This is a genomic window from Streptomyces sirii (assembly GCF_045690365.1).
Taxonomy (GTDB): domain Bacteria; phylum Actinomycetota; class Actinomycetes; order Streptomycetales; family Streptomycetaceae; genus Streptomyces; species Streptomyces sirii.
Map to the genome: position 1 here is coordinate 1,568,755 of NZ_CP147982.1, position 24,139 is coordinate 1,592,893.

20 protein-coding genes are annotated in these 24,139 nt (G+C 73.5%); 10 read left to right on the forward strand and 10 right to left on the reverse strand.

Features of this window, described 5'->3' with window-relative positions:
• Nucleotides 1–3 precede the first annotated feature (3 nt).
• Together WAB15_RS07285 and WAB15_RS07290 are read right to left on the reverse strand one after the other, a co-directional pair.
• A complete protein-coding gene (locus tag WAB15_RS07285; protein ID WP_407285722.1) occupies nucleotides 4–2,721 on the reverse strand; it encodes a molybdopterin-dependent oxidoreductase in 2,718 nt (905 codons plus the stop codon).
• Nucleotides 2,718–3,548, reverse strand: coding sequence for an FAD binding domain-containing protein (locus tag WAB15_RS07290; protein WP_407285723.1), 831 nt, complete (start codon nucleotides 3,546–3,548; stop codon nucleotides 2,718–2,720). The genes WAB15_RS07285 and WAB15_RS07290 overlap by 4 nt, the downstream gene beginning before the upstream one ends.
• Before the next feature lie 289 nt (nucleotides 3,549–3,837).
• Here WAB15_RS07290 and WAB15_RS07295 point away from each other — a divergent pair, with 289 nt between their 5' ends.
• On the forward strand, nucleotides 3,838–5,196 hold the full coding sequence (locus WAB15_RS07295) for an MFS transporter (protein ID WP_407285724.1): 1,359 nt from the start codon (nucleotides 3,838–3,840) through the stop codon (nucleotides 5,194–5,196).
• Between the two features lie 75 nt (nucleotides 5,197–5,271).
• On the opposite strand, the gene WAB15_RS07300 is transcribed toward WAB15_RS07295, so the two are convergent.
• The 3 genes from WAB15_RS07300 to WAB15_RS07310 all read right to left on the reverse strand — a co-directional run bounded on the left by WAB15_RS07300 (nucleotide 5,272) and on the right by WAB15_RS07310 (nucleotide 8,566).
• Nucleotides 5,272–5,511, reverse strand: coding sequence for a CsbD family protein (locus WAB15_RS07300; protein WP_399149106.1), 240 nt, complete (start codon nucleotides 5,509–5,511; stop codon nucleotides 5,272–5,274).
• A gap of 91 nt (nucleotides 5,512–5,602) precedes the next feature.
• A complete protein-coding gene (locus WAB15_RS07305; protein ID WP_407285725.1) occupies nucleotides 5,603–7,630 on the reverse strand; it encodes a helix-turn-helix domain-containing protein in 2,028 nt (675 codons plus the stop codon).
• An 87-nt stretch (nucleotides 7,631–7,717) separates the two neighbouring features.
• On the reverse strand, nucleotides 7,718–8,566 hold the full coding sequence (locus WAB15_RS07310; RefSeq protein ID WP_407285726.1) for a 3-hydroxybutyrate dehydrogenase: 849 nt from the start codon (nucleotides 8,564–8,566) through the stop codon (nucleotides 7,718–7,720).
• A gap of 219 nt (nucleotides 8,567–8,785) precedes the next feature.
• On the opposite strand from WAB15_RS07310, the gene WAB15_RS07315 reads away from it, so the two are divergent.
• Entirely contained in the window at nucleotides 8,786–9,316 is a 531-nt protein-coding gene (locus WAB15_RS07315; RefSeq protein WP_399149108.1) for a hypothetical protein, read from the forward strand.
• Between the two features lie 57 nt (nucleotides 9,317–9,373).
• Here WAB15_RS07315 and WAB15_RS07320 read toward each other — a convergent pair whose 3' ends face one another.
• The 3 genes from WAB15_RS07320 to WAB15_RS07330 form a co-directional block, all read right to left on the reverse strand.
• The gene (locus WAB15_RS07320; RefSeq protein WP_399149109.1) at nucleotides 9,374–9,877 is read right to left on the reverse strand and encodes an NUDIX hydrolase; all 504 of its coding nucleotides are present in this window, start codon (nucleotides 9,875–9,877) and stop codon (nucleotides 9,374–9,376) included.
• Nucleotides 9,878–9,969: 92 nt separating this feature from the next.
• Nucleotides 9,970–10,587 (reverse strand): hypothetical protein, encoded by a 618-nt coding sequence (locus WAB15_RS07325; protein ID WP_399149110.1) that lies wholly within the window; start codon nucleotides 10,585–10,587, stop codon nucleotides 9,970–9,972.
• Between the two features lie 54 nt (nucleotides 10,588–10,641).
• Entirely contained in the window at nucleotides 10,642–11,445 is an 804-nt protein-coding gene (locus WAB15_RS07330; protein WP_407285727.1) for a glutamate racemase, read from the reverse strand.
• Between the two features lie 123 nt (nucleotides 11,446–11,568).
• On the opposite strand from WAB15_RS07330, the gene WAB15_RS07335 reads away from it, so the two are divergent.
• A complete protein-coding gene (locus WAB15_RS07335) occupies nucleotides 11,569–12,708 on the forward strand; it encodes a glycosyltransferase (RefSeq protein WP_407289183.1) in 1,140 nt (379 codons plus the stop codon).
• A gap of 52 nt (nucleotides 12,709–12,760) precedes the next feature.
• Here the strand turns inward: WAB15_RS07335 and WAB15_RS07340 are convergent, their stop codons facing one another.
• Nucleotides 12,761–14,143 carry a TerD family protein gene (locus tag WAB15_RS07340; protein WP_407285728.1) on the reverse strand — a complete coding sequence of 461 codons (1,383 nt, stop codon included), beginning with the start codon at nucleotides 14,141–14,143 and terminating at the stop codon, nucleotides 12,761–12,763.
• A gap of 246 nt (nucleotides 14,144–14,389) precedes the next feature.
• Between WAB15_RS07340 and WAB15_RS07345 the strand changes: the two genes are divergently transcribed.
• The 6 genes from WAB15_RS07345 (at nucleotide 14,390) to WAB15_RS07370 (ending at nucleotide 20,547) form a co-directional block, all read left to right on the forward strand.
• Nucleotides 14,390–14,848: a DUF6643 family protein gene (locus tag WAB15_RS07345; RefSeq protein ID WP_407285729.1), complete on the forward strand. Its 459-nt coding sequence runs from the start codon at nucleotides 14,390–14,392 to the stop codon at nucleotides 14,846–14,848.
• A 47-nt stretch (nucleotides 14,849–14,895) separates the two neighbouring features.
• Nucleotides 14,896–15,720 (forward strand): MOSC domain-containing protein, encoded by an 825-nt coding sequence (locus WAB15_RS07350; RefSeq protein WP_407285730.1) that lies wholly within the window; start codon nucleotides 14,896–14,898, stop codon nucleotides 15,718–15,720.
• Between the two features lie 145 nt (nucleotides 15,721–15,865).
• Nucleotides 15,866–16,756, forward strand: a complete 891-nt coding sequence (locus tag WAB15_RS07355) for an MEDS domain-containing protein (RefSeq protein WP_399149115.1) — start codon at nucleotides 15,866–15,868, stop codon at nucleotides 16,754–16,756.
• Nucleotides 16,750–17,202 (forward strand): ATP-binding protein, encoded by a 453-nt coding sequence (locus tag WAB15_RS07360; RefSeq protein WP_407285731.1) that lies wholly within the window; start codon nucleotides 16,750–16,752, stop codon nucleotides 17,200–17,202. The genes WAB15_RS07355 and WAB15_RS07360 overlap by 7 nt, the downstream gene beginning before the upstream one ends.
• A gap of 144 nt (nucleotides 17,203–17,346) precedes the next feature.
• Entirely contained in the window at nucleotides 17,347–17,940 is a 594-nt protein-coding gene (locus WAB15_RS07365; RefSeq protein WP_407285732.1) for a hypothetical protein, read from the forward strand.
• A gap of 177 nt (nucleotides 17,941–18,117) precedes the next feature.
• Nucleotides 18,118–20,547 (forward strand): right-handed parallel beta-helix repeat-containing protein, encoded by a 2,430-nt coding sequence (locus WAB15_RS07370; protein ID WP_399149118.1) that lies wholly within the window; start codon nucleotides 18,118–18,120, stop codon nucleotides 20,545–20,547.
• Here the strand turns inward: WAB15_RS07370 and WAB15_RS07375 are convergent.
• Nucleotides 20,517–22,934 carry a hypothetical protein gene (locus WAB15_RS07375; protein WP_407285733.1) on the reverse strand — a complete coding sequence of 806 codons (2,418 nt, stop codon included), beginning with the start codon at nucleotides 22,932–22,934 and terminating at the stop codon, nucleotides 20,517–20,519. The genes WAB15_RS07370 and WAB15_RS07375 overlap by 31 nt on opposite strands.
• Before the next feature lie 234 nt (nucleotides 22,935–23,168).
• On the opposite strand from WAB15_RS07375, the gene WAB15_RS07380 reads away from it, so the two are divergent.
• Nucleotides 23,169–24,014, forward strand: coding sequence for a DeoR/GlpR family DNA-binding transcription regulator (locus tag WAB15_RS07380; protein ID WP_399149120.1), 846 nt, complete (start codon nucleotides 23,169–23,171; stop codon nucleotides 24,012–24,014).
• Nucleotides 24,015–24,139: the final 125 nt, after the last annotated feature.

The window sequence follows — 24,139 nt, forward strand, 5'->3', positions numbered from 1 at the left end:
GGTTCAACCCGTCGACACCGACTGCTCCGCAGGGAGCCGGCCGTAAATGCGTTCCGGAGTCAGCGGCAGCGCACGGTAGCGGACGCCCGTGGCGTCGTGCACCGCGTTCGCGAGCGCGGGGGCCACCGGATTGATACAGCATTCCGCCATCCCCTTGGCCCGCATGGGCCCCACCGAATCCGTCGAGCCCACCAGGAGGACCTCGGTGCGGGGAATGTCGGCGTAGGTGGGGATGCGGTAGTTCCGGAAGTTCGGATTGACCATGACGCCGTGGTCGTCGACGTGATGGTTCTCGGTCAGCGCGAAGCCGATTCCCTGGGCGACACCGCCCTCTATCTGCCCCCGGACCTGCGCCGGGTTGATGATCACCCCGGCGTCCGCGGCCTGCACGCTGTACAGGATCCGTATCTCGCCCGTCACGCGGTGCACGGCGACCCGGAACCCCTGCGTGTTGGAGGTGACGCTCCGGGGCGAGCCGTAGGCCTTGCGTGCGGCGGTGAAACGGATTCCACGCCTGCGGGCCAGCGCGACGAGTTCGGCCAGCGACACCCGCCGGTCCCCGCAGACGACACCGTCGTCGTCCATCGTGCACATCACGACGTGGACGCCCGTGTGCGCGGCGGCGAATTCCAGAATGCGGTCGCGCACGGCATTGGCCGCCCGCAGGACCGCGTTGCCCGCCACGAAGAGACCCGCACTCGCGAAGGCACCGGTGTCGAATCCCGTGCGGTCCGTGTCGGACTGCACCAGACGGATCCGCGACGGCGTCGTGCCCAGCTGGTTGGCCGCGATCTGGACATGAGCGGTGGAGGTCCCCTCTCCGAACTCGACGGTCCCGACGGCCAGTTCGTAGAGGAGATCGTCGCCCAGCGTGACCCAGGCCTCGGAGAGGTGCTCCGTCGGGGGCGCGGTCTCGTGCAGGGAACTCGCCACGCCGGCTCCGACGAGCCACTGGGGGCCGGGAGGCGGTCGGTCGGCCGTACGGGCCAGGGCGTCCCCTACGAGGTCGACGCAGGTGGCGAGCCCGTCCTCGGTGAAGACCACGTCGTCGGGGCCGTCGTGCCGGGCGACCAGGGGCTCGCCCGGCCGCACGATGTTGCGTCGGCGCAGTTCCAGCGGGTCGATGTGCAGCGCGCGGGCCAGTTCGTCCATCGCCGACTCCACGGCGAACGCCGGCTGCGTCATCCCGTAGCCTCGCAGCGCCCCGCTCGGCACGGTGTTCGTGTAGACGGAGTACGCGTCGTACTTCTTGTTGGGGCAGCGGTAGATCATGACGGCGGCTCCGCCCGCGTACAGCGTTTCGCCGCCGTGGTTGCCGTAGGCGCCCGTGTTCGACACGTTGCGTACGTGGAAGGCGGTGAGCGTTCCGTCGGCCCTCGCGCCGAGCTTGACCGTCAGGGTCATCGGATGCCGTGGCGAGGCCGTGGTGAACTCCTCCTCGCGGGTGTACTCCAGACAGGTGGGACGGCCGGTGTCCAGGGTGGCGAGCGCGACCAGGTCCTCCGCGATCACCTCCTGCTTACCGCCGAATCCGCCGCCCACTCGCTTGCAGAACACCCGCACCTGGTCGGGGCGCAGCCCGAACAGGCGCTCCAGCTTGACCTTCGCGATCGACGGTGACTGCGAACTGGTGCGGACGTTCAGCCGGCCGTCCTCCATCCAGGCGATCGAGCCGTGGGTCTCCAGATGCGCGTGCTGCACCCGCGGTGAGAAGTACGTGCCTTCGTGGATCACGTCGGCCGCGGCGAATCCGGCGTCGACATCGCCGATGTGCGAGTGGAGTTCGACAAGGATGTTGTGGACCGGGTCGCGGACGAACGGATCGTCGGAGCCGTGCAGCTGGGGTGCGCCGTCGGCCATCGCCGCCTCCGGGTCGAACACCGCCGGCAGCGCCTCGTACTCGACCACGAGACGCCGGCAGCCCTCCTCGGCCGCCCCGACCGTGTCGGCCAGGACCGCGGCGACGCGCTGGCCGGCGAAGCGGACCGTGTCGTCGAGGACGTAGGTGTCGTCCGGGTCGACCAGGTGGTCGGTGTGGATCGCCGTGCTGAAGCGTCTGCGGGGTACGTCTTCCCAGGTGTAGACCCGGTGCACACCGGTCACCGCGAGGGCGGCGCTCTTGTCGATCGAGCGGATCCGGGCGTGCGCGTGGGGTGAGTGCAGCACCTTGAGGTGCAGCATGCCGTCGATCCGCGTGTCCATGGTGAACTCGGCGTGACCCGTCACCACGTCGTGGCCCGCGGGCGCGCCGACGCTCGTCCCGACGGCCTTGCCCGGTGCCGCCGTCTCCACCGCACCGACGCCCTTCACGGCGTCCTCGATCGCCCGGTATCCGGTGCAGCGGCAGAGGTTGCCCTTCAACGCCCGTGGGAGATCCGCCTTCTGATCCTCGGTGAAGGTCGCCGACGTCATGATCATCCCTGCGGTGCAGAATCCGCACTGGAATCCCGGAGCGTCCTCGAACTGCCGCTGCATGGGATGCGGGGCGCCGGGCCGTCCGAGGCCCTCGATCGTGGTCACCTCCCGGCCGTCCGCGCGGAAGGCGGGGGTGATGCAGCTGTGTACCGGTGTGCCGTCCAGCCACACCGTGCAGGCGCCGCAGTCGCCCGCGTCGCACCCTTTCTTGACGCCGAAGTGGCCGAGTTCGCGAAGGAAGGTGCGCAGGCACTGACCGGGAGCCGGCTCCCAGTCGAATTCCCTGCCGTTCACTCGGTAGTTCATGCCAGGTCCCCAGCGGTGAGTTCGCGGCAGATCTCTTCGGCGAAGTGCCGTGTCAGATGCCGACGGTGGTCGGGGGTCCCATTGGGATCGGCGAACCACAGGTCGGCCGGCACTGCGTCGTCGATGCTCTGCCGGAGGGTTCGGACATCGGGCAGGGAGTCGAAGGCGATGCGGACCGGCCGCGTGGTCCCGGCGGTGACGGTGAGCAACAGGTCGTTCGCTCCCGGCCGTTGCGTGCCGACGAGGAACACCGTCGAACGGCCGAGCCGGGTCAGCGTGAAGCGGCGGTGCGCGGTGCGTTTGCGCAGCGCGCGGTCCGGAATGACGACGCGCCGAAGGATCTCCCCGGGGGCGAGTACGTTGCGGTGGTCGCCCGTGACGAAATCGAGGGCGTCGACGAAGCGTACGGAGCCGTCGGGCGCCCACAGTTCGTACTGCGCCTCCAGCGCGACCGTCAACGTGATCATCGGGCCGGCGGGCAAGGACATGCAGATGTTTCCGCCGACGGTCGCCGCGTTCCAGACCTTGAACGAGGACAGGAATGCCTCACAGCTCTTCCGGAAGAGAATTCCGGCGGTCCAGCCCTTCGACCAGGAGAAGGTGTACAGGTCGCGAATGGTGCATGTGGCGCTGATCTCCAGGCCCTCGTCCGTCGGAACAAGAGGCTCCCAACGCAACGCCGTCAGGTCGACCAGCCGTCGCAGGTCCGGCTGCTCCGTGGAGTAGAGCCACGTTCCGCCTGCGAGCCAGGCGTCGCCCTCGTGCCATTCGATGCCTGGCCACTCGGACGGTCGCCGGATGACTTCGGTGATGGTGTTGAGGTCCATGAAACCGACCTACGGAGAACGCACCCACGGAAGACAGCTGTCCCGTGGCGCTGTTGGTATGGACTCCACGCTGCCCGAGCAGATGCTGACCGCCGTGCCGCACCGCCCGGGGCGGCTGAGCCGCGAGGGGCCGGCGGGCACAGGCACTTTCGTTCCAGCGTATCGCATGGTGGGCACCCGCACTCCCCCACCCGGAACTATGGTGTCCCACCACATACGCCTCTGACCTGCACGTTCCTACGGTGTGGCGACACGAGACCGTCCCCGCCCCCTGCAGGAAGTGGTGCCGATGCCCTCCCCCGCGACCGCTCCACCAGCCCCCGCCAACCTCCGGCGGATCGTCGCCGCCAGCCTCATCGGCACCACCGTCGAGTGGTACGACTTCTTTCTCTACGGATCGGCCGCCGCGCTGGTCTTCAACAAGCTCTTCTTCCCCGGTTCCGACCCCCTCGTCGGCACCTTGCTGTCGTTTCTGACGTACGCGGTCGGGTTCGCCGCCCGGCCCCTGGGGGCACTGGTCTTCGGGCATTACGGGGACCGGCTGGGCCGTAAGCGGCTGCTCGTGCTGAGCCTGCTGATGATGGGCGGTGCGACCTTCGCGATCGGGCTGCTGCCCACGCATGCCGCGGTCGGCACGGCGGCGCCGGTGCTGCTGACCGTGCTGCGGCTGGTCCAGGGGTTCGCGCTGGGCGGTGAGTGGGGCGGCGCGGTGCTGCTGGTGTCGGAGCACGGCGACGCCCGGCGGCGTGGGTTCTGGGCGTCCTGGCCGCAAACGGGCGCGCCCGCGGGGCAGTTGCTGGCCACCGGCGTGCTGTCGCTGATGACGGCGCTGGTGCCGGAGGCGGCGTTCGTGGCCTGGGGGTGGCGGGTGCCGTTCCTGCTCTCGGGCGTGCTGGTCGTCGTCGGACTGTGGATGCGGATGTCGGTGGACGAATCACCCGTCTTCCAGGAGGCGTTGCGCAGCGCCGAGGCCCGGCGGGCGCAGGGCGCGGCGGTGGAGAGGACGCCGCTGGTCGCGGTCCTGAGGCACCACTGGCGCGATGTGCTGATCGCGATGGGCGCGCGGATGGCCGAGAACATCTCGTACTACGTCGTCACGGCGTTCGTGCTGGTCTACGCGACGGCACACACCGGGCTCGGACCGCAGACCGCGCTGAACGCGGTGCTGATCGCCTCGGCGTTGCACTTCGCGGTCATCCCCGCCTGGGGCGCGTTGTCGGACCGGATCGGGCGCCGTCCGGTCTATCTGCTGGGCGCGGCCGGCGTCGCCCTATGGGCGTTCCCGTTCTTCGCGCTGGTGGACTCCGGGCGGTTCGGGCCGCTGCTGCTCGCGGTGAGCGTCGGGCTGGTCTTCCACGGTGCGATGTACGCACCGCAGGCGGCGTTCTTCGCGGAGATGTTCGCGACCCGGATGCGGTATTCGGGTGCCTCGATCGGCGCCCAGTTCGCGTCGGTGGCGGCCGGGGCACCCGCCCCGCTGATCGCCACGGCGCTGCTCGCCGACTTCGGCGGCCCGACACCGATCGCCCTGTACGTCATCGGCGCCGCGGTGCTGACGCTGATCGCGGTGGGTGCGGCGCGGGAGACCCGTAACCGGGATCTCGCGGCGGTGGAGGGGGCGGCGACCGCGGAGGTGGCGAAGGCTTGAGGTACGGCGGGGGCGTGACGGGCCGTGGGACGCTCCGGGAGACGGGCAGCGGGCCCGCCACACCCCCGCCGGACGTCAGGACCTGTCGTCCTTGGACCGCAGGGAGTCCTTGGCGCCCCGGATGTTCTCCTTCGCGCCCCGGACGGTCTCCTCGGCCTCGCCCATGGCCCTCTTGGCCTTGCCCTTGACCTGGTCGGTGCGGCCTTCGGCCTTCATCCGCTCGTCGTCGATGGCCTCGCCCGCCTTCTCTTTGGCCTGGCCGGCCCTCTCTTTGGCCTTGCCCGTCATCTTGTCCCTGGCGCCCTTGTCCGGCATATCCAACTCCTTGTGTGTCCGGGGAAGGAGCGAAAGCTCCGGGTCCACGCTGCCTCAGGCCCTGCGGGCGCGCACCCGGAGCCGGCTCCCGCTACTCCTCCGTATCGCGCGCCATGGCCCCGGAGAGCTGGTGCAACCGCAGCGCCAGCTGGATCTCCAGGGCGCGCGCCGGGGTCTGCCAGTCGGGTCCCAGCAGCCGGCTGACCCGTTCCAGGCGCTGGGCGACGGTGTTCACATGGACGTGCAGCTCGTCCTTGGTGCGGGCCGGGCTCATCCCGGAGGCGAAATAGGCGCTCAGGGTGCGCAGCAGCTCGGTTCCGCGGCGGGCGTCGTAGTCGGCGACGGTACCGAGCGTGCGGTGCACGAAGCCGTCCACATCACGGGTGTCGGCGAGCAGCAGACCGAGGAAGCCGAAGTCGGCTGCGGCCGCGCCCTGTCCGGCCCGGCCCAGCACGCACAGCGCCTCCCGGCAGCGCCGGGCCTCGGCGTAGGCGTCCGCGACGGCCGCGGGTCGGGCGGCGGGGGCCGGCACCGGGGCCGAGGCGCCGACCGTGACGGGGGCGTGCAGCGCGGCGCGGAGCCGGGTGGCGATCCGGCGGGCGGAGTGCGCCGGATCGCCGTCCGGTCCGAGCGGCAGCAGCAGGACGGCGCCCCGGTCCCGTACGGCGGCCAGGCCGTGGCGGGTGGCGGCGAGGTGGGCGGCCGCCGACCACAGGCGCCGGCGGTCGGCGCCGGCGGGGTGCGGCGGGTCCGCGCAGCCGGACGTCGGCGCATCGGCCATCCGCGCCGCCAGGACCACATGGGGCGCGTCCAGGTCGGCGCCGACGCGGGCGGCGCGTTCGCGCAGCAGGCGGGGGTCGCGCCCGGCGGCGTCCAGGAGGTCGTCCAGCAGTTCGCCGCGCACCCGTGCCTCGGCCTCGCCGGCGGTCCGGCGGGCGAGCAGGAGCAGGGAGGTGACCATGGCGGCCCGTTCCAGGGTCCGCTGGTCGACGGGGTCGAGCGTCGGGTGGCCGCGCAGGACCAGGGCGCCCAGGACCTCGCCGCCGGCCCATACCGCGGCGACCCAGTCTCCCCCACTCTCGGCTTCGCTCGACCGGGAGGTACCCCCGTCGTCCCGTACGGCGTGGCCGTCGGCGCGGGAGCGGTCCAGGGCGGCGGCGGGCGCCCGCTCGGGATCGGTGAACTCCACCTCGCCGCCCAGCACTTCGGCCACCGCGTCCGCGACGTCCCGCACCCCGCCGCCGCGCAGCACCAGTTCGGTCAGCCGGTCGTGGATGTCCGAGGCCCGCTCGATGACCGCGCTGCGGTTGCGGATGATCTCGTTGGCCGCCTCCAGGTCGGTGAGCGCCTTACGGGTCTCGGCAAGCAGGTTGGCGGTGTCGATGGCGACGGCCGCGTGCGCCGCGTGGGCGGCCAGCAGGGCGATCTGGCCCGGTTCGAAGACCCGCTCGCGGCGGTCGGCGGCGAACAGCACGCCGATGACGCCGCTGCCGAGCAGCAGCGGCACCCCGAGGATCGCCACCAGCCCCTCGTCGCGGACGCCGGAGTCGATGCTCCGGGTGTGCCGGAACCGCTCGTCGTGGAAGTAGCTGTCGGTGACGTAGGGGCGGGCGGTCTGCGCGACCAGCCCGCCCAGGCCCTCGCCCATACCGAGCCGCAGCTGCTGGAACCGCGCGGAGACCGAGCCGTCGGTGACCCGCATGTAGGTGTCGCCGGCCGACGGGTCGTTGAGGGTGAGGTAGGCGACCTCGGTGCCCAGGAGGGAGCGGGCCCGGCGCACGATGGCGCGCAGTACGGCGTCCAGGTCGCGCAGCCCGGCCAGGTCGTGCGCGGTGGCGTAGAGCGCCGACAGCTCGGCCTCGCGCCGCCGGCGGTCCTCCAACTCGGTCCGTACCCGCAGCGCGAGGAGCTTGGCCCGCTCCAGTGCGGCGAGCCGGCCGGCGGGCGCGCCCTCGGCGCGGGCCCGCAGCACCGGGCGCTCGTAGTCCTCGGCGGCGGCCCCGGTGGCGAGCAGGCCGAGAAAGCCCGGGGCGCCGGGTGAGGAGTCCTCGGCCCGGTCGTGGGCGGGGGCGTCGGCGGAGTCGGTGCCGGGCGCGGGCGTCGGCTGGTCGTTGGGCATGGTCACAGGGATACCTTCGGGTCGTCGCCGCGCGCCAGACTCCGGCAGCCCGCGGATCGGCCGCGATGCGCGCGCTGGACGGAGCGCTCAGTGCGCCGTCCAACCGCCGTCCAGGACCAGCGAGGTACCCGTCACGAAGGACGCCTGCGGGGTGCAGAGGTAGGCGACGGCCTCGGCGACCTCCTCCGGTTCGAGCAGTCGCTTGAGGGCGGAGTCGGCGAGCAGGATGTCGGCCAGTACGCGCTCCTCGGGGATGCCGTGTGCCGCGGCCTGGTCGGCGAGCTGGCGCTCGACGAGGGGGGTGCGGACGTATCCGGGGTTGACGCAGTTGCTGGTGACACCGTGTGGGGCGCCCTCCAGGGCGGCGGTCTTCGACAGGCCTTCCAGGCCGTGCTTGGCGGCGACGTAGGCGGACTTGAAGGGCGAGGCCCGCAGCCCGTGCACCGACGAGATGTTGACGACGCGGCCCCAGCCCTGCTCGTACATATGGGGCAGCGCGCCGCGCAGCAGCCGGAAGGGAGCCTCCAGCATGACGGTCAGCACCTCGTGGAAGACCTCGGGCGGGAAGGTCTCGATGGGGCGGACGAGCTGCATACCGGCGTTGTTGACCAGCAGGTCGATGCCCGCCGCGGCCCGCTCGGCGGCGTCCAGGTCGGTGAGGTCCAGAGGGCGGGGTTCGATACCGCCGCGGGCGCCGTCCGGGAGCGCCGCGGCGAGCCCGGCCAGGCCCGCCGCGTCCCGGTCGACGGCGCGCACCGTGGCGCCGGCCGCCGCCAGCCGCAGCGCGCAGGCGCGTCCGATGCCGCCGGCCGCGCCGGTGACGAGGGCGGTGCGGCCGTCGAGTTCGAGGGACACCGGACCCGCAGTGCGTGGCGCGCCCGGGGCACCCGGGATTCCTGGTGTGCCGGGGGTTCCTGGGGTACCGATCCTGGTCATGTCCGCACCCTAGGCAGCGCGACGGCCGGCACCGATGTGCCACGGCACCACACTTCGGGAGCCGGGTGTGGCGCCCGGGCACGCCCGCCGTGCCACCGTGCCCCGCACCGGGCACAGTTCACCCGATCGGCCGTCCCGGATCGCCGCGGCCCCGCGGGGCTCCTAGCGTCGTACGACGCAACGTGCCGTCCGTGCACCGCCGCCACGAGGGAGTCCGACATGCGGAGGCTCATCGCCCTGCCGACCGTGCTGTTCGCCCTGGCCGCCGCGGGGTGTGGGGACGCGGAGGGCGGCGGGGCGACGACCGCCGTGCCGTCGTCCGCCGGTACGGGAGCGGGGCCGGGCCCCGACGACCCCGGCGTCCCCTCGCCCGCCGTCCCCGGGCAGCCGGTCAGCTGCGGCACGATCAAGGACGCCCTGGGCGCGGCGGGCGATGTCGCGCTCTACGCCGATCCGGGCGCCGGCGGCACGGTGGGCTGCGGGGAGGCCCGCGACGTGATGAAGGAGTTCCTGCTGCGGGCGCCGCGGGAGGGCGACAGCGACCTGGGCACGCTGGCCGTACGCGGCTGGTTCTGCCAGTACGAGAGCGGCCCCACCGGCACCTGGATCACCAGCTGCCGCAAGGACCGGCGCGAGATGCACACGGAGGAGCCGGCCGGCCGGCCGGACTCCCCGGGCTCGTCCCGGCTGCCCACGCTCCCCGTCGAGCCGTCGGACCCGTTGGAGGAGCCGTCGACGGAGGAGCTCTAGAGGATGTCCGAGCCTGATCCACCGGACAGGCGGGCCCTGGGCCGGAGGGGCCGGGGCCTACACCGGGAAGTGCCGGCCCTCCGGCTCCTCCCCCATCCCGTGGAACCAGGTCGGCCCGGCCTCCACCGCCCGCTTGATGCGGGTGAGCGCGTACTCTTCCAGCTCCGGCAGGGCGTCCAGCGCGAACCAGCCCACTTCCAGGGACTCGTCGTCGTTGACCCGCGCCCGGCCGCCGATCGCGCGACAGCGCAGCGTCACGTCCATGAACTGGCAGACGTCCCCGTTGGGGTAGTGCGTGGGCGGCATGGTCTCGACGAGGACCACCTGTTCGGCGACGACCCGCACCGCGGTCTCCTCGTAGACCTCGCGCAGCGCGGTCTCGGCGGGCTGCTCACCCGGTTCGGGGATACCGCCGATCACCGACCAGCCGCCGGTGTCGGCCCGCTTGCCCAGCAGGACACGGCCCTCGTCGTCGAAGACGACCGCGCTCACCCCTGGCAGCCACAGCAGCTGCCGGCCGATGGAGTTCCGCAGGTCACGGATGAAGTCGGGCGTTGGCATGCTTCGACCCTACGGGACGTGGCCGGTGGCCGGGTCCGCGGAGGGCCCCCGGCGCGGGGGCGGAGTTCCCGGCCGTGTGCCCCGGCCGCTGCTCAGGCGCCCGCCGGGGTCCCGTTGCGCGGGGAGAGCCGGCGGCGGACGGCGCGGACGGCGCCCTCGGCGTCGTCGACGGTGATGGTGAAGGTGCGCCCGTCACCGAGCTTGAGCACCAGCCCCTCACCCCGGCGCACGACGACGGCCGTGCCCTGCTCGGGGCGCCAGCGGTAGCCCCAGCCGCCCCAGTGACGGGGGGTGACCTGCGGGGCGAAGTCGGCGTCGACGACGGTGTCGAGGGGGATCCTGCGGCGCGGCACCCCTATATGGCCGCACCGCACCTCCAGGCAGTCCTTGTCGACGCGTACCGCCACATGGACGAAGGCGAGGGTGCCGAAGAGCACCAGCAGGCCGGCCGCGACACAGCCGACCACCGACATCACCAGGGGCGCCAGGCTCGAGGTCCAGCTGCTGTCGACGGCGAGTTCGATGCCCAGCGCGAGACACGCCGCGCCCACCGCGGCCAGGAGCCACTGGATGCGGTTGGTGGCGCTGCCGTGCCAGACCTCGGGGATCTCCGCGTGGGAGCCGTTGAGGCGCGGCGCCGGTCCGTCGGCTCCGCCGGCACTGCCGTGGTCGCCGGGGGCTGCTGCCCCCTCGTGGGGGTGGTCCCTCATGAGACGCAGCGTACGCGCCTTCGCACGCTATGGCAGCGCGTCGGACGGGGGCGGTCAGCCGCTCAGCACACCCGCGGCGTCCGTACGGCTCCCCGCGAGCAGCCGGCCCTCGGCGTAGGCGAGCGCCACGGACGGCAGTCCGGCCGGACGGCCGCTGAGGAGCACGCTGAGCCCGCCGGTCGGGGCGGCCGCGGGTGCCGGTTCGGCGCCGGCGCGGCGCAGCGCCTGGGCGGCGACGGCCTCGGCCGAGCCGTACAGGACGAGTGCGGGGGCACCGGGCTGCTGAAGGGCGGCGCGGATCCGGTCGCCGACCAGCTCGTAGTGGGTGCAGCCCAGGACGACGGCACGTACGTCCCTCGGGGTGCGCTGCGCGGCGGCCGCGACGGCGGCGTCGATGGCGGCCTCGTCGGCGGCCTCGACCGCGTCGGCGAGACCCGGGCAGGGCACTTCGGCGACGGCCACGCCGTGCGCGAAGCGCTCGATCAGGTCCCGCTGGTAGGGACTGCCGGTGGTGGCGGGGGTGGCCCAGATGGCGACGGGGCCGCCGCCGGCCGCGGCGGGCTTGATGGCCGGGACCGTGCCGATGACCGGGATGGCGGGCTCCAGCTCCGCCCGCAGGACGGGCAGCGCGTGGACGGAGGCGGTGTTGCAGGCGACGATCAGCGCGTCGGGGCGGCGCGCGGCGGCGGCGCGGGCCACCGCCAGGGCGTGCTCGGCGACGTCGTCGGGGGTGCGCGGACCCCAGGGCATGCCGTCGGGGTCGGAGGAGAGGACCAGATCCGCGTCCGGCCGCAGTCGGCGTACGGCGGCCGCCGCCGCGAGCAGCCCGGTCCCGGAGTCCATCAGCGCGATCTTCACCCGGACACTTTACCGGTCCGGCCGTCCCACTTGTCATACCGGCCGGGGCGTCCGGTCGGGACACGTCGGCCGACAAGCCGGGCCGTCGCCGCGGTGGTGCGGCAGACTGCGCGCGTGGGAGCGATGGGCTGGATCGGTGCCGGGTCGTTGGCGGCCTGGGCGTGGCTGCTGCTGGGGCAGGGCTTCTTCTGGCGTACCGATATGCGGCTGCCGGACCGCCGGGATCCCGGGCGCTGGCCGTCGGTCGCGGTGGTGGTGCCGGCGCGGGACGAGGCCGCGGTGCTGCCGGAGAGCCTGCCCTCACTGCTCGGGCAGAAGTACCCGGGCCGGGCGGAGGTGTTCCTGGTCGACGACGGCAGTACGGACGGCACGGGCGCGCTCGCCCGAGAGCTGGCCGACGCCCGGGGCGGGCTGCCGCTGACGGTGGCCTCGCCCGGTGAGCCCGAGCCGGGGTGGACGGGCAAGCTGTGGGCGCTGCGGCACGGGATCGCGCTGGCCCGGGAGCGAATGGCGCCGGACTATCTGCTGCTGACCGACGCGGATATCGCGCACGGTCCGGAGAGCCTGCGGGAGTTGGTGGCGGCGGCCCGGTCGGCACGGCTGGATCTGGTGTCGCAGATGGCCCGACTGCGGGTGGTGACGTTCTGGGAGCGGCTGATCGTGCCGGCGTTCGTGTACTTCTTCGGGCAGCTCTACCCGTTCCGCTGGGTGAACCGGCCCGGGGCGCGGACCGCGGCGGCGGCCGGCGGCTGTGTACTGCTGCGGCGGGAGGCCGCGGAGCGGGCCGGGGTCCCGGAGGCGATCCGGGGCGCGGTGATCGACGATGTGACGCTGGCGCGGGCGGTGCAGCGCGGCGGCGGCACGATCTGGCTGGGGCTGGCCGACCATGTGGACAGCGTGCGGCCGTATCCGCGGCTGGCCGAGCTGTGGCGGATGGTCTCCCGCAGCGCGTACGCCCAGCTGCGGCATCAGCCGCTGCTGCTGCTCGGCACGGCCCTCGGTCTCGCGCTGGTGTATCTGGCGCCGCCGCTCGCGCTGGCGGCCGGGCTGGCGGGCGGCGACCCGGCGGTCGCGGCGCTGGGCGGCGCGGCCTGGGCGGTGATGTGCGGGACGTATCTGCCGATGCTGCGCTACTACGGGCAGCCGGTCTGGGCGGCGCCCCTGCTGCCGTTCACCGCGCTGCTGTATCTGCTGATGACGGTGGATTCGGCGGTGCAGCACTACCGGGGGCGCGGCGCGGCCTGGAAGGGGCGGACGTACTGACGCCGGTGCGCCCCTGGTGTCGGCGCCCTGGGCCGCCCCCCGGGGGCCCACGTCACTTGCTGGCCGGGGACCAGTCCAGGCCCCAGCCGTAGGCGTAGTCCACGGTGCGCTGCGGGCTGATGCCGGGCTCGGGGACGAGGTAGCGGGCCTCGCGCTGGACGACGAGTTCGCTGCCGGTGTTGGTGATCAGGGCCAGCGCGCAGACCTTGGAGGGCACCGTGCAGGCGTCCAGCGTGAACTCGACGGGGGCTCCGTGCTGGGGCCGGAGGGTGACCGTGGCGCTGAGCCCCTCGAAGCTGCGGGCCCCGGCGTAGACGGTGACGAAGATCAGGATGCGCTTGATGCGCGCCTGGTGGTCGAGGTTGATGGTCAGGTTCTCGCCGTCGGCGACCGCACCGGTGCGGTCGTCGCCGTCGAGCTGGATGTACGGCGGCGCGTGCAGGGTGCCGAAGTTGTTGCCGAGCGGGTGGACCACTCCGGCGGCGCCGTCGGTGAGTTCGTACAGCGCGCACAGGTCGAGGTCCAGTTCGCCGGACGAGGGCAGCAGCGCGCCGCGGGCGCCCATGGCCTCCATCGCCTTGCGGCCGAGTTTCTTGGTCAGCCGCTTGCCCGCACCGCCGGTGCTCCAGTTGAGGTTCACCCGCATCGCCCCCGAGGTGCCGCCCTGTTTCGTCAACGAAACGACGGGAGCGTCCTTCGTGAGGGTGACTTTCGTCAGACGAACCGGAGGGGGCGCGGAAGCCGGCCTGGGCTGCCCCGGCGGGGGCGGAATTGACGCCGCCGGTTGACCCGTCGGCAACGGGGGCGCAGGAGGTGCCGCGGGCGGCGCGGGCGCCGCCATCGGGGGCGCGGGAGCCGTGGCGGGCGCCGAGGCGGGGGGCGGGGCGGGCGCTGGGGCCTGCGGCGGCGCGGGCTCCTCGACGCTGATGCCGAAGTCGGTGGCGAGGCCCGCGAGTCCGGTGTCGTAGCCCTGCCCCACCGCGCGGAACTTCCAGCCGCCCTGCCGCCGGTAGAGCTCCCCGAGCACGAAGGCGCTCTCCGTGGTGGCGTCCCGGCTGTCGAAGCGGGCGATCTCCGCGCCGTTCGCCGCGTCCAGCACCCGGATGTGCAGCCCGGGGACGCTCCCGAAGGTGCCGCCGTCGGCGGAGGCGGCGAGCACCACCTTGTCGACGGCGGGTTCGACGGCGGCCAGGGCGACGGTGAGGGTGTCGGTCATCGCGCCGCCGGCCGGGCGCTTGCCCTCGTGGCGCACGGCGCCGGAGGCGTGCGCGGCCTGGTTGTAGAAGACGAAGTCGCCGTCGTCGCGGACCTTTCCGGACACCAGCAGCAGCGCGGAGGCGTCCACGTCCGGCGTCCCGGGGGCGGCCTGCCAGCCCAGTTCGACCCGGACCGCCCGGGCCGGGACCGGGACGTTGCCGCCCTTGAGCATCGACATCGCTGCGCCTTCCTCTCGTCCGCCGTGCCCCGTCAGTGGTGGCACTCCCAACCTACTTGGCCCGAACCGCTCCGAACGTCCCCTGTTCACCCGCGAGAAGCGAGGTCTTTACACGATTCCTACGGGCGATCGCGACCGATTTTCCCAAGTTCGCTCGCATTGGCGATCCATGGCCTCTCCGAACACGTAAAACAACCCTCTTTCCAGACTCCCCAATCAGCACATCGTGGGCTTAACTTATGAGGCATGACCTCCCCCCGCTCCACCTACGGCGGCTACTACGCTTCGCCTTCCTTCCCGGACACCCCGATCTACGACAGCCTCGTCGCAGAACGGGGCACGCCCCAGATCGCCCCGATCCGGGTGAACCCCTCCCCTTACGACACGGGTTCTTCCTATTTGCCGGCGCTGCCCTCGGCGCTTCCGGCGCTGCCGCCCGCTCCCTCCCACCCCTCGCCGAGTCAGGGGTACCCGGGCGCCGCCGCGCAGCCGGTCGCACCGCTGCAGCACGCCCCGGCGCCATACATCCCCCAGCAGGCGGGCGTCCGCGGCGGCTACCAGGCCCCGCAGCAGCCCCAGCCCCAGCGTCCCGCACCGGGCATGGGCACGGGGTATGAGGCGATGCGGCCGGCCGCTCCGGTCGCGCCCCGCCCGGCCGCCCCGTACGAGGATCCGTACGGCCGGCAGTACCCGCGCGGGTACTGACCTGGGCGATCGGTCAACTGTCCGAGGCGGCTGGCAGGATGGCACCCATGCCGAAGTCCGCGCTGCAGTCGATCCATCTCTATCCGGTCAAATCCCTGGCGGGATCCGACCCCGGCGAGGCGGTCGTGGAGCCGTGGGGGCTCGCCGGGGACCGACGATGGATGCTGGTGGACGCCGGGCGCAGGATGATCACCCAACGGCAGCAGCCGAGGTTGGCGTTGACGCGCGCCGAGGAGTTGCCGGGCGGTGCCCTCAGGCTCACCGCCCCCGGCATGGCGGCGCTGACGGTCGAGCTGCCCGGGTGCGGGGAGACCGTCTCGGTGGAGGTCTGGAAGGACGAGGTGGAGGCGGTACCCGCGGGCGAGGCGGCGGCCGAATGGTTCCGCGGGTATCTGGGCGTCGAGTGCCGGCTGGTGCATCTCGACGCCCCGGAGAAGCGCCGGCCGATCCACCCCGAGTACTGCGAGCCCGGTGAGACGGTCGGCTTCGCCGACGGCTTCCCGCTGCTGCTGACGACCGCTTCGTCGCTGGACGCCCTCAACTCGCTCGTCGCGCAGGGCGACCACCCCGACGAGGGGCCCCTGCCCATGAACCGTTTCCGGCCCAATGTGGTGGTGGACGGCACGGCTCCCTGGGCCGAGGACGACTGGCGGCGGATCCGTATCGGCGAGGTGGTCTTCCAGGTAGTCAAGCCTTGCGCACGCTGTGTGGTCACGACCACCGACCAGCGCACCGCCGAGCGCGGCAAGGAGCCGCTGCGGACCCTCGCCCGCCGTCGCCGCTTCGGAGACCGGCTGGTCTTCGGCCAGAATCTGATTCCCCGCGGGGGCGGCACGATCCGTATCGGCGACCCGTTCGAGATACTCGACTGACGGGCCGGCGCGGCCCTGCACCGTGGCCGCGCCACGGGCGCTCGCGACGACTGGCGGACCATCACGGCCCGGTGACGGTCGGCCGCGGTGGGCGCGCGGCGCCGCCGAACGGGCCAGGGGGACGGGAGACCAGGACCGCGTGACGATGCCTGCGAGGGACACCGAGAGCGACCATCTGATCCCTGTCCAGCATCTGCGGCCCGGAGACCACGCCTTTGTGAGTTACGGCAACGACGAAGTGCGCTGGGAGGTCGTCACGGCATTCGTCCGGCTCGGGCTGGCCCGCGGCGAGAAGGTGCTGGTGCTGCCCTGCCCCGGGGTGCCCGAGGAGGAGGTGCTGGCCAGGATCGACTTCCCCAGCCGCAGCACCGTCCGGGCGCGCGCCCGCGGCCAGTTGGTGGTCGACAGCATGCGCGGGATGATCGCGCCGGACACCGCGTTCACCGCCGCGCGGCAGATGGGCCGGCTCTACGCCGAGACCGACCGGGCCACGGCCGAGGGCTATACGGGCCTTCGGGCGTTCATCGACATGGGCTGGGTGGCCGCCCTCGGCGCGGACGTCGAGGCGATGATGCGCCGCGAGACGGGCGCGCAGGCGCTGTTCCGCTGCCGCCCGTACACGGAGATCTGCGCCTACGACCGCCGCGGGTTCGACCGCGAGGTCGTCGCGGCCATGGAACGGGCGCACCCGCGCGCGCTGCTGGAGCGCCTGGGCGCGCTGCGGTCGGTGCGCGACCCGGACGGCGCGCTGCGCTTCATCGGCGAGGCGGACGCCGCGAATCAGGACGCGTTCAGCAGGGCGCTGCAGCTCGCCCTGGCGCATACGGCGCCGGCCCGGCGGCTGACGGTGGATCTGTCCCGGCTGCACTTCCTGTCGGTGGGCTGCGCCGTCCGCCTGCTGATGCTGGCCCGCGGCGCCGTGGGCCATGAACTGATCGAGGTGCGCTGCCACCGCGGGCAGCGCCGGACGCTGCGGCGGCTGGGCAGCGGGACGGTGCCGCTGCTGGTGCTGACGGAGGTGGTGCATTCGTGGTGAACCCCGATCCGGCGGGCCCGGCCGAGAAGCCGGCCGAGGAGTCCGGCCGCCGGTTGCTCCAACGGCGCTTCACCGCCCGGCTGCTGCCCCAGCTGCGGCTGCTGGTGGAGGAGTGCGCCGCCCGGGAGGGCCTGTGCGAGCCGAAGCGGGGCGAGTTCGTGCTGGCCGTGGACGAGATCGCGGGCAACGCCGTGGAGCACGCGGGCGGTTCGGGGCGGCTGGTGCTGCGGCGGCTCGGCGATGAACTGGAGTGCCGGATCAGCGATGCGGGCCCCGGGTTCAGCGAGGCGGTGATCCCCGAGCTGCTGCCGGGCCTGGACGGTGCGACGAAGGGGCGCGGGCTGTGGCTGGCGCGCTTGGTGGCGGACCGGTTCGAGGTCGCCGGGGCGGCGCCGGATACGGGCCTGACGGGCGCGGTGGTGACGCTGGCGGTACGGCTGAGCTGAGCGCCCCGGCCCCGGGATCCCGCTCCGTGGGGCGGAAACCCGGTTCCGATACGGCGTGATGTGCCTCTCTCTTGGCGGAACTCTCGCCTGGAGCACCCCTGATGCGGTATTTACCAACACGGAGAGGGGGCGACGATGCGAGCGATGCGAGGGGTATGGCGCTGGCGGCGCAATCCGCTGCGGCGTCGGACCGACCGGATCGAGGCCTGGCTGGCGCTCGCCGCCGCCCTCCTGATCGTTTTCGGGGCACCCGCCGCCGGCTGGCTCATCGGCCGGGCGGCGCACGGCGCGCTGCTGGAAGCCGTACGGATGCAGTATCAGCAGCGCCATCTGGTGTGGGCCACGGTCGACCGGCTGGTCTCCCGGGCTCCGCTCGACCCCGATCCGGAGACCTCCTCGCAGCGCGATGCCCACCTCCGGGTGATCGCCCGCTGGACGGCCCTGGACGGCAGCGCCCACACCGGGCAGCTCGCCGCACCGCGTCCGGTGGAGTCCGGCGAGCGGTTCCGCATCTGGACCGACGACCGGGGCCGGGTGATGCCGCGGCCGATGGACGTCAGCACGGCCGGTACGCACGCGGTGCTGGCCGGTCTGGGCAGCGCGGCCGCCGTCGGCGGGCTGATCGAGGGCGGCCGGCGCCTGGTCGTCGGGCAGCTGATGGCGCGTCGCTTCCGCCGCTGGGACGCGGAGTGGGAGCGCGCGGGCCAGGACTGGGGCCGGGCCGACGCCGGGAGTTGAGCCGCCCGGTCCCTCGCGGCTGACCAGGTACTGACCGTGTCAACTGCCGCCCCCCGGGCGCGCTACGGTGGGGGCGCCAGCCTCTCGGCTGGGGCCTGCAGTACCGAATGCGGACATCCGCGTACGGATGGTTGCCGGGCCGACATCAGCCGCACGAGGTGGGGGCACGACAGCGCCATGGCACAGGGCTCGGTCCAGGTGACGCACTCCGGAACGTCGCGGTGGCGGCGCCGCACAGGGGAGTACAGCTCGCTCGCCGCCGCCCTGGAAGCCGCCGGGGACGGTGATGTGCTGACCGTCCCGGCCGGCACGTACCGGGAGAACCTGGTGCTGCTGCGCGCGGTGACGCTGCGGGGCCCGGACGGGGCGCGCGGCTCGGTGCGGATCGCCCCGGCCGACGGGGTGGCGCTGACGATACGAGCCTCGGCGACCGTCCACGATCTGCATCTGGAGGCGACGGACTCGGCCGCACCCGCGCTGCTGGTGGAGGACGGCGCGCCGGAGCTGACCGGCCTGCGGGTGGTGACCCGGTCCGCCTCCGGCATCGAGGTCCGCGGCGGGGCCCGCCCGACGGTGCGCCGTTGCACGGTCGACAACGCGGGCGGGGTGGGCATCAGCGTCCTGGACGGGGCCGGCGGTCTCTTCGAGGAGTGCGAGGTGGTGGCCGCCGGGCAGGCCGGGGTGGCGGTGCGCGGCGGGGCCCATCCCCGGCTGGAGAACTGCCGGATCCACCACGCCTCGGGCGCCGGGCTGTCGGTCAACGGCGAGGGCAGCGCGGTCGAGGCGGTGGGCTGCGAGCTGTACGAGATCAAGGGCGCGGGGATCCAGGTGGCCGCGCGGGCCACCGGCCATCTCACGGACTGCACGGTGCACCGGACCTCCGCCGACGGCGTCACCCTGGACACCGACGCGGTCCTCACGCTGGCGGACTGCGACATCCACGACATCCCGGAGAACGCGGTCGATCTGCGGTCCCGTTCGGTGCTGACGCTGACCCGCAGCACGGTGCGGCACTTCGGGCGCAACGGCCTGTCCGTATGGGACCCGGGCACCCGGGTGGACGCCAACCAGTGCGAGATCCACGACAGCACCGGCGACTACCCGGCGGTGTGGGTCAGCGACGGCGCCACCGCCGTACTGGACTCGACCCGGGTGCACGACGTGCCGGACGCGCTGTTCGTGCTGGACCGGGGCTCGCGCGCCGACGTCGTCGACTGCGACATCGCGCAGGTCCGCAACACCGCGGTGTCGGTGAGCGACGGGGCGACCGTCCAGCTGGACGACTGCCGGATCCGGGAGGCGGCGACCGGTGCGTGGTTCCGCGACCACGGCAGCGGCGGCACGCTCGCCAACTGCACCATCGACGGTGCGCAGACCGGCGTGATCGTCACCAAGGGCGCGGACCCCACCGTCGAGGGCTGCACGGTCAGCGGACCGGCCGAGGCCGGGTTCTATGTCTCGGCCGAGGGCCGCGGCACCTTCCACGGCTGCCGGGTCACCGGGAGTTCCGGCTTCGGCTTCCATGTGATCGACGGCTGCCGTACGACGCTGGCCCGGTGCCGTACGGAGCGCTGTGCGCGCGGCGGCTACGAGTTCGCCGAGGGCGGCGCCGGGCAGGGGGACGGGCCCACGGTCCAGGACTGCACGAGCGACGAGAGCCGTGCGGTGTCGCCGGCCGCCGCGGCGGTGCCGCCCCCCGTGCAGCAGGCGACCCAGACGGCCGGGCTGCTGGGCGGCGTCCCGGCGCAGAGCCCGCCGCCGGCCGCCACGGCGGCGGCCGAACCGGTCGCAAGCAGCCGGCCGTCCGACGAGGTGCTGGGCGAGCTCGACACCCTCGTGGGGCTGGAGAGCGTCAAGCGCGAGGTCCGCAGCCTGATCAACATGATCGAGGTGGGGCGCCGGCGCCAAGAGGCCGGACTGAAGGCCGCGTCGGTGCGCCGCCATCTGGTGTTCACCGGCTCCCCCGGCACCGGCAAGACCACCGTGGCCCGGCTCTACGGCGAGATCCTGGCGTCGCTGGGGGTGCTGGAGCGCGGGCATCTGGTCGAGGTGTCGCGGGTGGACCTGGTGGGCGAGCACATCGGCTCGACGGCCATCCGTACGCAGGAGGCGTTCGACCGGGCGCGCGGCGGGGTGCTGTTCATCGACGAGGCGTACGCCCTCTCCCCCGAGGACTCCGGCCGGGACTTCGGCAAGGAGGCCATCGACACCCTCGTGAAGCTGATGGAGGACCACCGGGAAGCGGTGGTGGTGATCGTGGCGGGGTACACCGCCGAGATGGAGCGCTTCCTGGCGGTCAACCCCGGTGTGGCGTCGCGTTTCTCACGGACCATCACCTTCGGTGACTACGCCCCCGAGGAGCTGCTGCGGATCGTCGAGCAGCAGGGCGAGGAGCATGAGTACCGCCTCGCCGAGGGGGCCGGTGAGGCACTGCTGAAGTACTTCACCGTGCTCCCCAAGGGGCCCTCCTTCGGCAACGGCCGTACCGCGCGGCAGACGTTCGAGGCGATGGTCGAGCGGCACGCGGGCCGGGTGGCGCAGCTGTCCGACCCGAGCACCGACGACCTGACCCTGCTCTACGCGGACGATCTGCCCGAACTCTCCTGAGTCGGGCGGTCGTCCACCTCCTCACCGGCGGGCCGCTGGCACGGCAGGTCCGGGTCGAGCCGGGCGATCAGCTCGGCGCGGACCGTGTCGAAGACCGGGTCGGTCTGGTAGTCGCCGTGGCCCAGTATCTGGGCGGGCAGCGGGTTTCGCAGAGTGCGGCCGAAGGCGAGCGGGTCGCGCAGCGGCCCCTCGTCGACCCGGCGGCCGTCCTCGCAGGTGAGCCGGATGGGGCCGCCGATGGGGTCGGTGAAGCGCCACAGGTTGCGCCAGTCGTCCATCTCGCGGTGCAGTCCGGTGAGCGCGGGCGGCCCGAAGAAGGCCGGGAACCAGCGCCCGTAGAGGCGCTCCAGGGGGCTGCCGTACGTCAGCAGGGCGACCCGGCTGCGGGTGACCAGGTCCAGCTGCCAGACGGCGGCGGCCGCCAGCACACTGCCCTGCGAGTGCCCGGAGATCACCAGACGGCCGTTGAAGCGCTCGGTCCAAGTGGCCATCCGCCAGGTGAGGTCGGGGACGGCGCGCTCGGCGTAGCAGGGCGGCGCGAAGGGGTGGGCGGCGCGCGGCCAGAACGTGCCGACGTCCCAGAGGATGCCGATGGTGCGGCGGGCGGAGTGGTCGCGGTAGGCGCGCCGGCCCATGGCGATCAGGAGTATCACGCCGGCGCTCATCAGCCAGGAGCCGAGGGACTCCGCGGTCTGGGCGGCGGCGTGCACGACGGGCGGCGCGTCGGCGGTGGCGGGGCCGGGTGCCCGGTCGGTGAGCCAGGCGCCGGCCACCGCACCGGCTCCCAGGACGAGGGTGACCGCGGCGGTGGCGGCCACCAGGACGGGCGCCGCGTCGGTGAGTCCGGCGCGGGCGATGGTGCCGGCGATCCGCTTCGTACGGCGCTCGTCGGGGCGCTCCCTGGGGTCGTAGAGCCCGGGGACGTCCTTGACGACCCGCCCGCGGACGACGGCCACGCGGATGGCGGCGAGGACGGCGACGACCGCGAACACCACCAGCAGCGCGGGGATGGCCGACGCCTGCCAGGACAGCAGGACCGGCGGGCCGGGGATGGGGGCGTGCGCCTGGCCGGGCGTGGCGCCGCCGTCCATCCAGTCGGCGAAGCGCTGGGCCACGCCCCCGGACAGCACACCGGCGACCGCGCAGGCCAGCAGGGCGACGGCGGGCCCGCCCATACCGCGCAGGGCGGTGCGGGCGTCGTCGCGGGCGGCGCGCTGCAGCACCCAGGCGGTCACCGCCAGCGCCAGGACCAGCAGGCCCTGGAAGACCGCGATACCGCCGAACGCGGCGGCGCCGGGCAGCGGGCCGTGGCTGCGGGCTCCGGGGCGCGCCCAGCCGGTGTGCAGGGCGATCAGCGCCAGCACGGCGAGCGCGACGTAGGGCAGGGCCCGTACGACCAGGCGGTCGGATTCGTCGTCCGGCGCGGCCTCGCTGCGGGCGGTCCGCCACACGATGACGAGGGTGACCGCGGCGAGCAGGATGACCACGGCGGTCAGCGCCCGCCCGGTGACCGCGAGGGCGGTCTCGCCGCCGGCCCGTGCGTCCGCCTTGGCGCCGGCGCCGAGCAGCACCGCGGCGATGGTCAGCACGCCGGCCGTGGTGTGCGCGGAGCGCAGCCGGGCGACCAGTCGGCGGCCGTACCAGAAGCCCTCCAGGCTGAGCGCGGTGCGTTCGGTGTGCGGGGTGTAGCGGGAGCTGCCGGGCCGCCGGGGCGGCGGCGAGGCGGACTCGTAGGCGCTCCAGGTGCGGTGCGAGAGCCACCACAGGAAGCCGACGACGAGCAGCGGTACCGCGGAGGCGAGCGCGAGCCGGCGGCCGGGGGCGCTCCACCAGCCGTGGCTGTCGGGGCTGAGGAAGCCCAGCCAGGACTTGTCGGCGACGCAGACCGTGGTGCCGGCGCACTGCCAGGCGGTGAGGTCGAGGGCGACCTCGCAGGCCGCGGCGGCGAGCAGGACCGTGAGGGTGAGCGCGAGGAGGCGCACCAGGAGGTCGTAGAGCCGCTGTGCCCGATGGTCGGCCGGGGCGGCCGGGCGCATCCAGTGGGCGAGGTTGGCGACCATGAAGGGCACCAGGATCAGCCACAGGGCGCGGGCTCCGTTGCCGGAGGTGAGATTGGACCAGCAGTACGCCTCGCGGACCGGCTCGTCGAGGTAGTCCTGGGGTCGCCGCTCGGCGTCCGCGTCCTCCGTACGGCGGTAGCAGGCGGCGGTGTCGTCCCCCGTGATCAGCTGCACCCGTGGGTCGCCGAGCATCTCCTGCGCGGTGGTGCCGCCGACGCCGTGCACCAGCAGCTCCAGTGAGAGCTGGGGTGCGTCGGGTGGTGGGCCATCTCCCGTCGCGGCCGGATCCGTTGAGCGGGCATGCGGTGTCGGTTCCGCGGTCTCCACTGTCTGTCCCCCGTTGTCCGTGTGGCACCGTGCGGTGCGGTGCCTCAAGGATTCTCCCCCGCCGGCTGGAGCGCAGCCACCCGTTCCGGACACCGGGGCGCCGCGCGACGGGGTTCGCGGCGGGCGCGGCGGCGCTGTCGGTGGCTCGTGCGAGGATGAGGGAACCAGTGATCGCGGGCGGCAGCCAGCGCGTACGACCCGACGTGGCGAGCCGGGCGGAAGGGACGGGCCGGGGTGAGCGACAGCCAGAACCTCCTTGCGGAGCAGCGGCGTGCCCTGATTCTCGACGAGGTCAGGCGGCGCGGCGGGGTGCGGGTCAACGAACTGACCCGCAAGCTCAGCGTCTCGGACATGACGGTCCGCCGCGATCTGGACGTGCTCGCGCGCCAGGGCATGGTGGAGAAGGTGCACGGCGGTGCGGTGCCGGTCAGCGAGCCGAGTGCGCATGAGCCCGGTTTCGAGGCGAAGTCGGGGCTGGAGCTGAGCGCCAAGGAGGACATCGCCAAGGCCGCGGCCGAGATGGCGGCGCCGGGCAGCTCGATCGCGCTGGCGGGTGGCACGACCGCGTTCGCGCTGGCGCAGCAGTTGCTGGACGTCCCGGATCTGACGGTGGTGACGAATTCGGTGCGGGTGGCCGATGTCTTCTACACCGCGCAGCGGGCGGCGGCCAGCGGCGGCACGGGGCCGCGTGCGGGGGCCGCGACGGTGGTGCTGACGGGCGGGGTGCGCACGCCGTCGGACACGCTGGTCGGGCCGGTGGCGGACGCCGCGATCCGGACGCTGCACTTCGATGTGCTGTTCCTCGGGGTGCACGGCATATCGGTGGAGGCGGGGCTGTCGACTCCGAATCTGGCGGAGGCGGAGACCAACCGGCATTTCGTCCGCTCGGCGCGCCGGGTGGTGGTGGTCGCCGACCACACCAAGTGGGGCACGGTCGGGCTGAGTTCGTTCGCGACGCTGGACGACGTCGATGTGCTGGTGACGGACTCCGGGCTGTCCGCCGGGGCGCGGGCGGAGTTCGCGGAGCTGCCGCCGGAACTGGTGGTGGCGGGCGAGCAGCCGGCGGACGCGGAGGTCTGACGGCGGGCCGGCGCGTGCCGGCGGACTCGGCGGTGCCGGACCGCAGACTTCTGACGGGTCGCCAGCTATGGTGTGCGGCGCCGGGGACACGCCGCCCCGGGCCGCCGACCGTCCCGTAGGGGGTG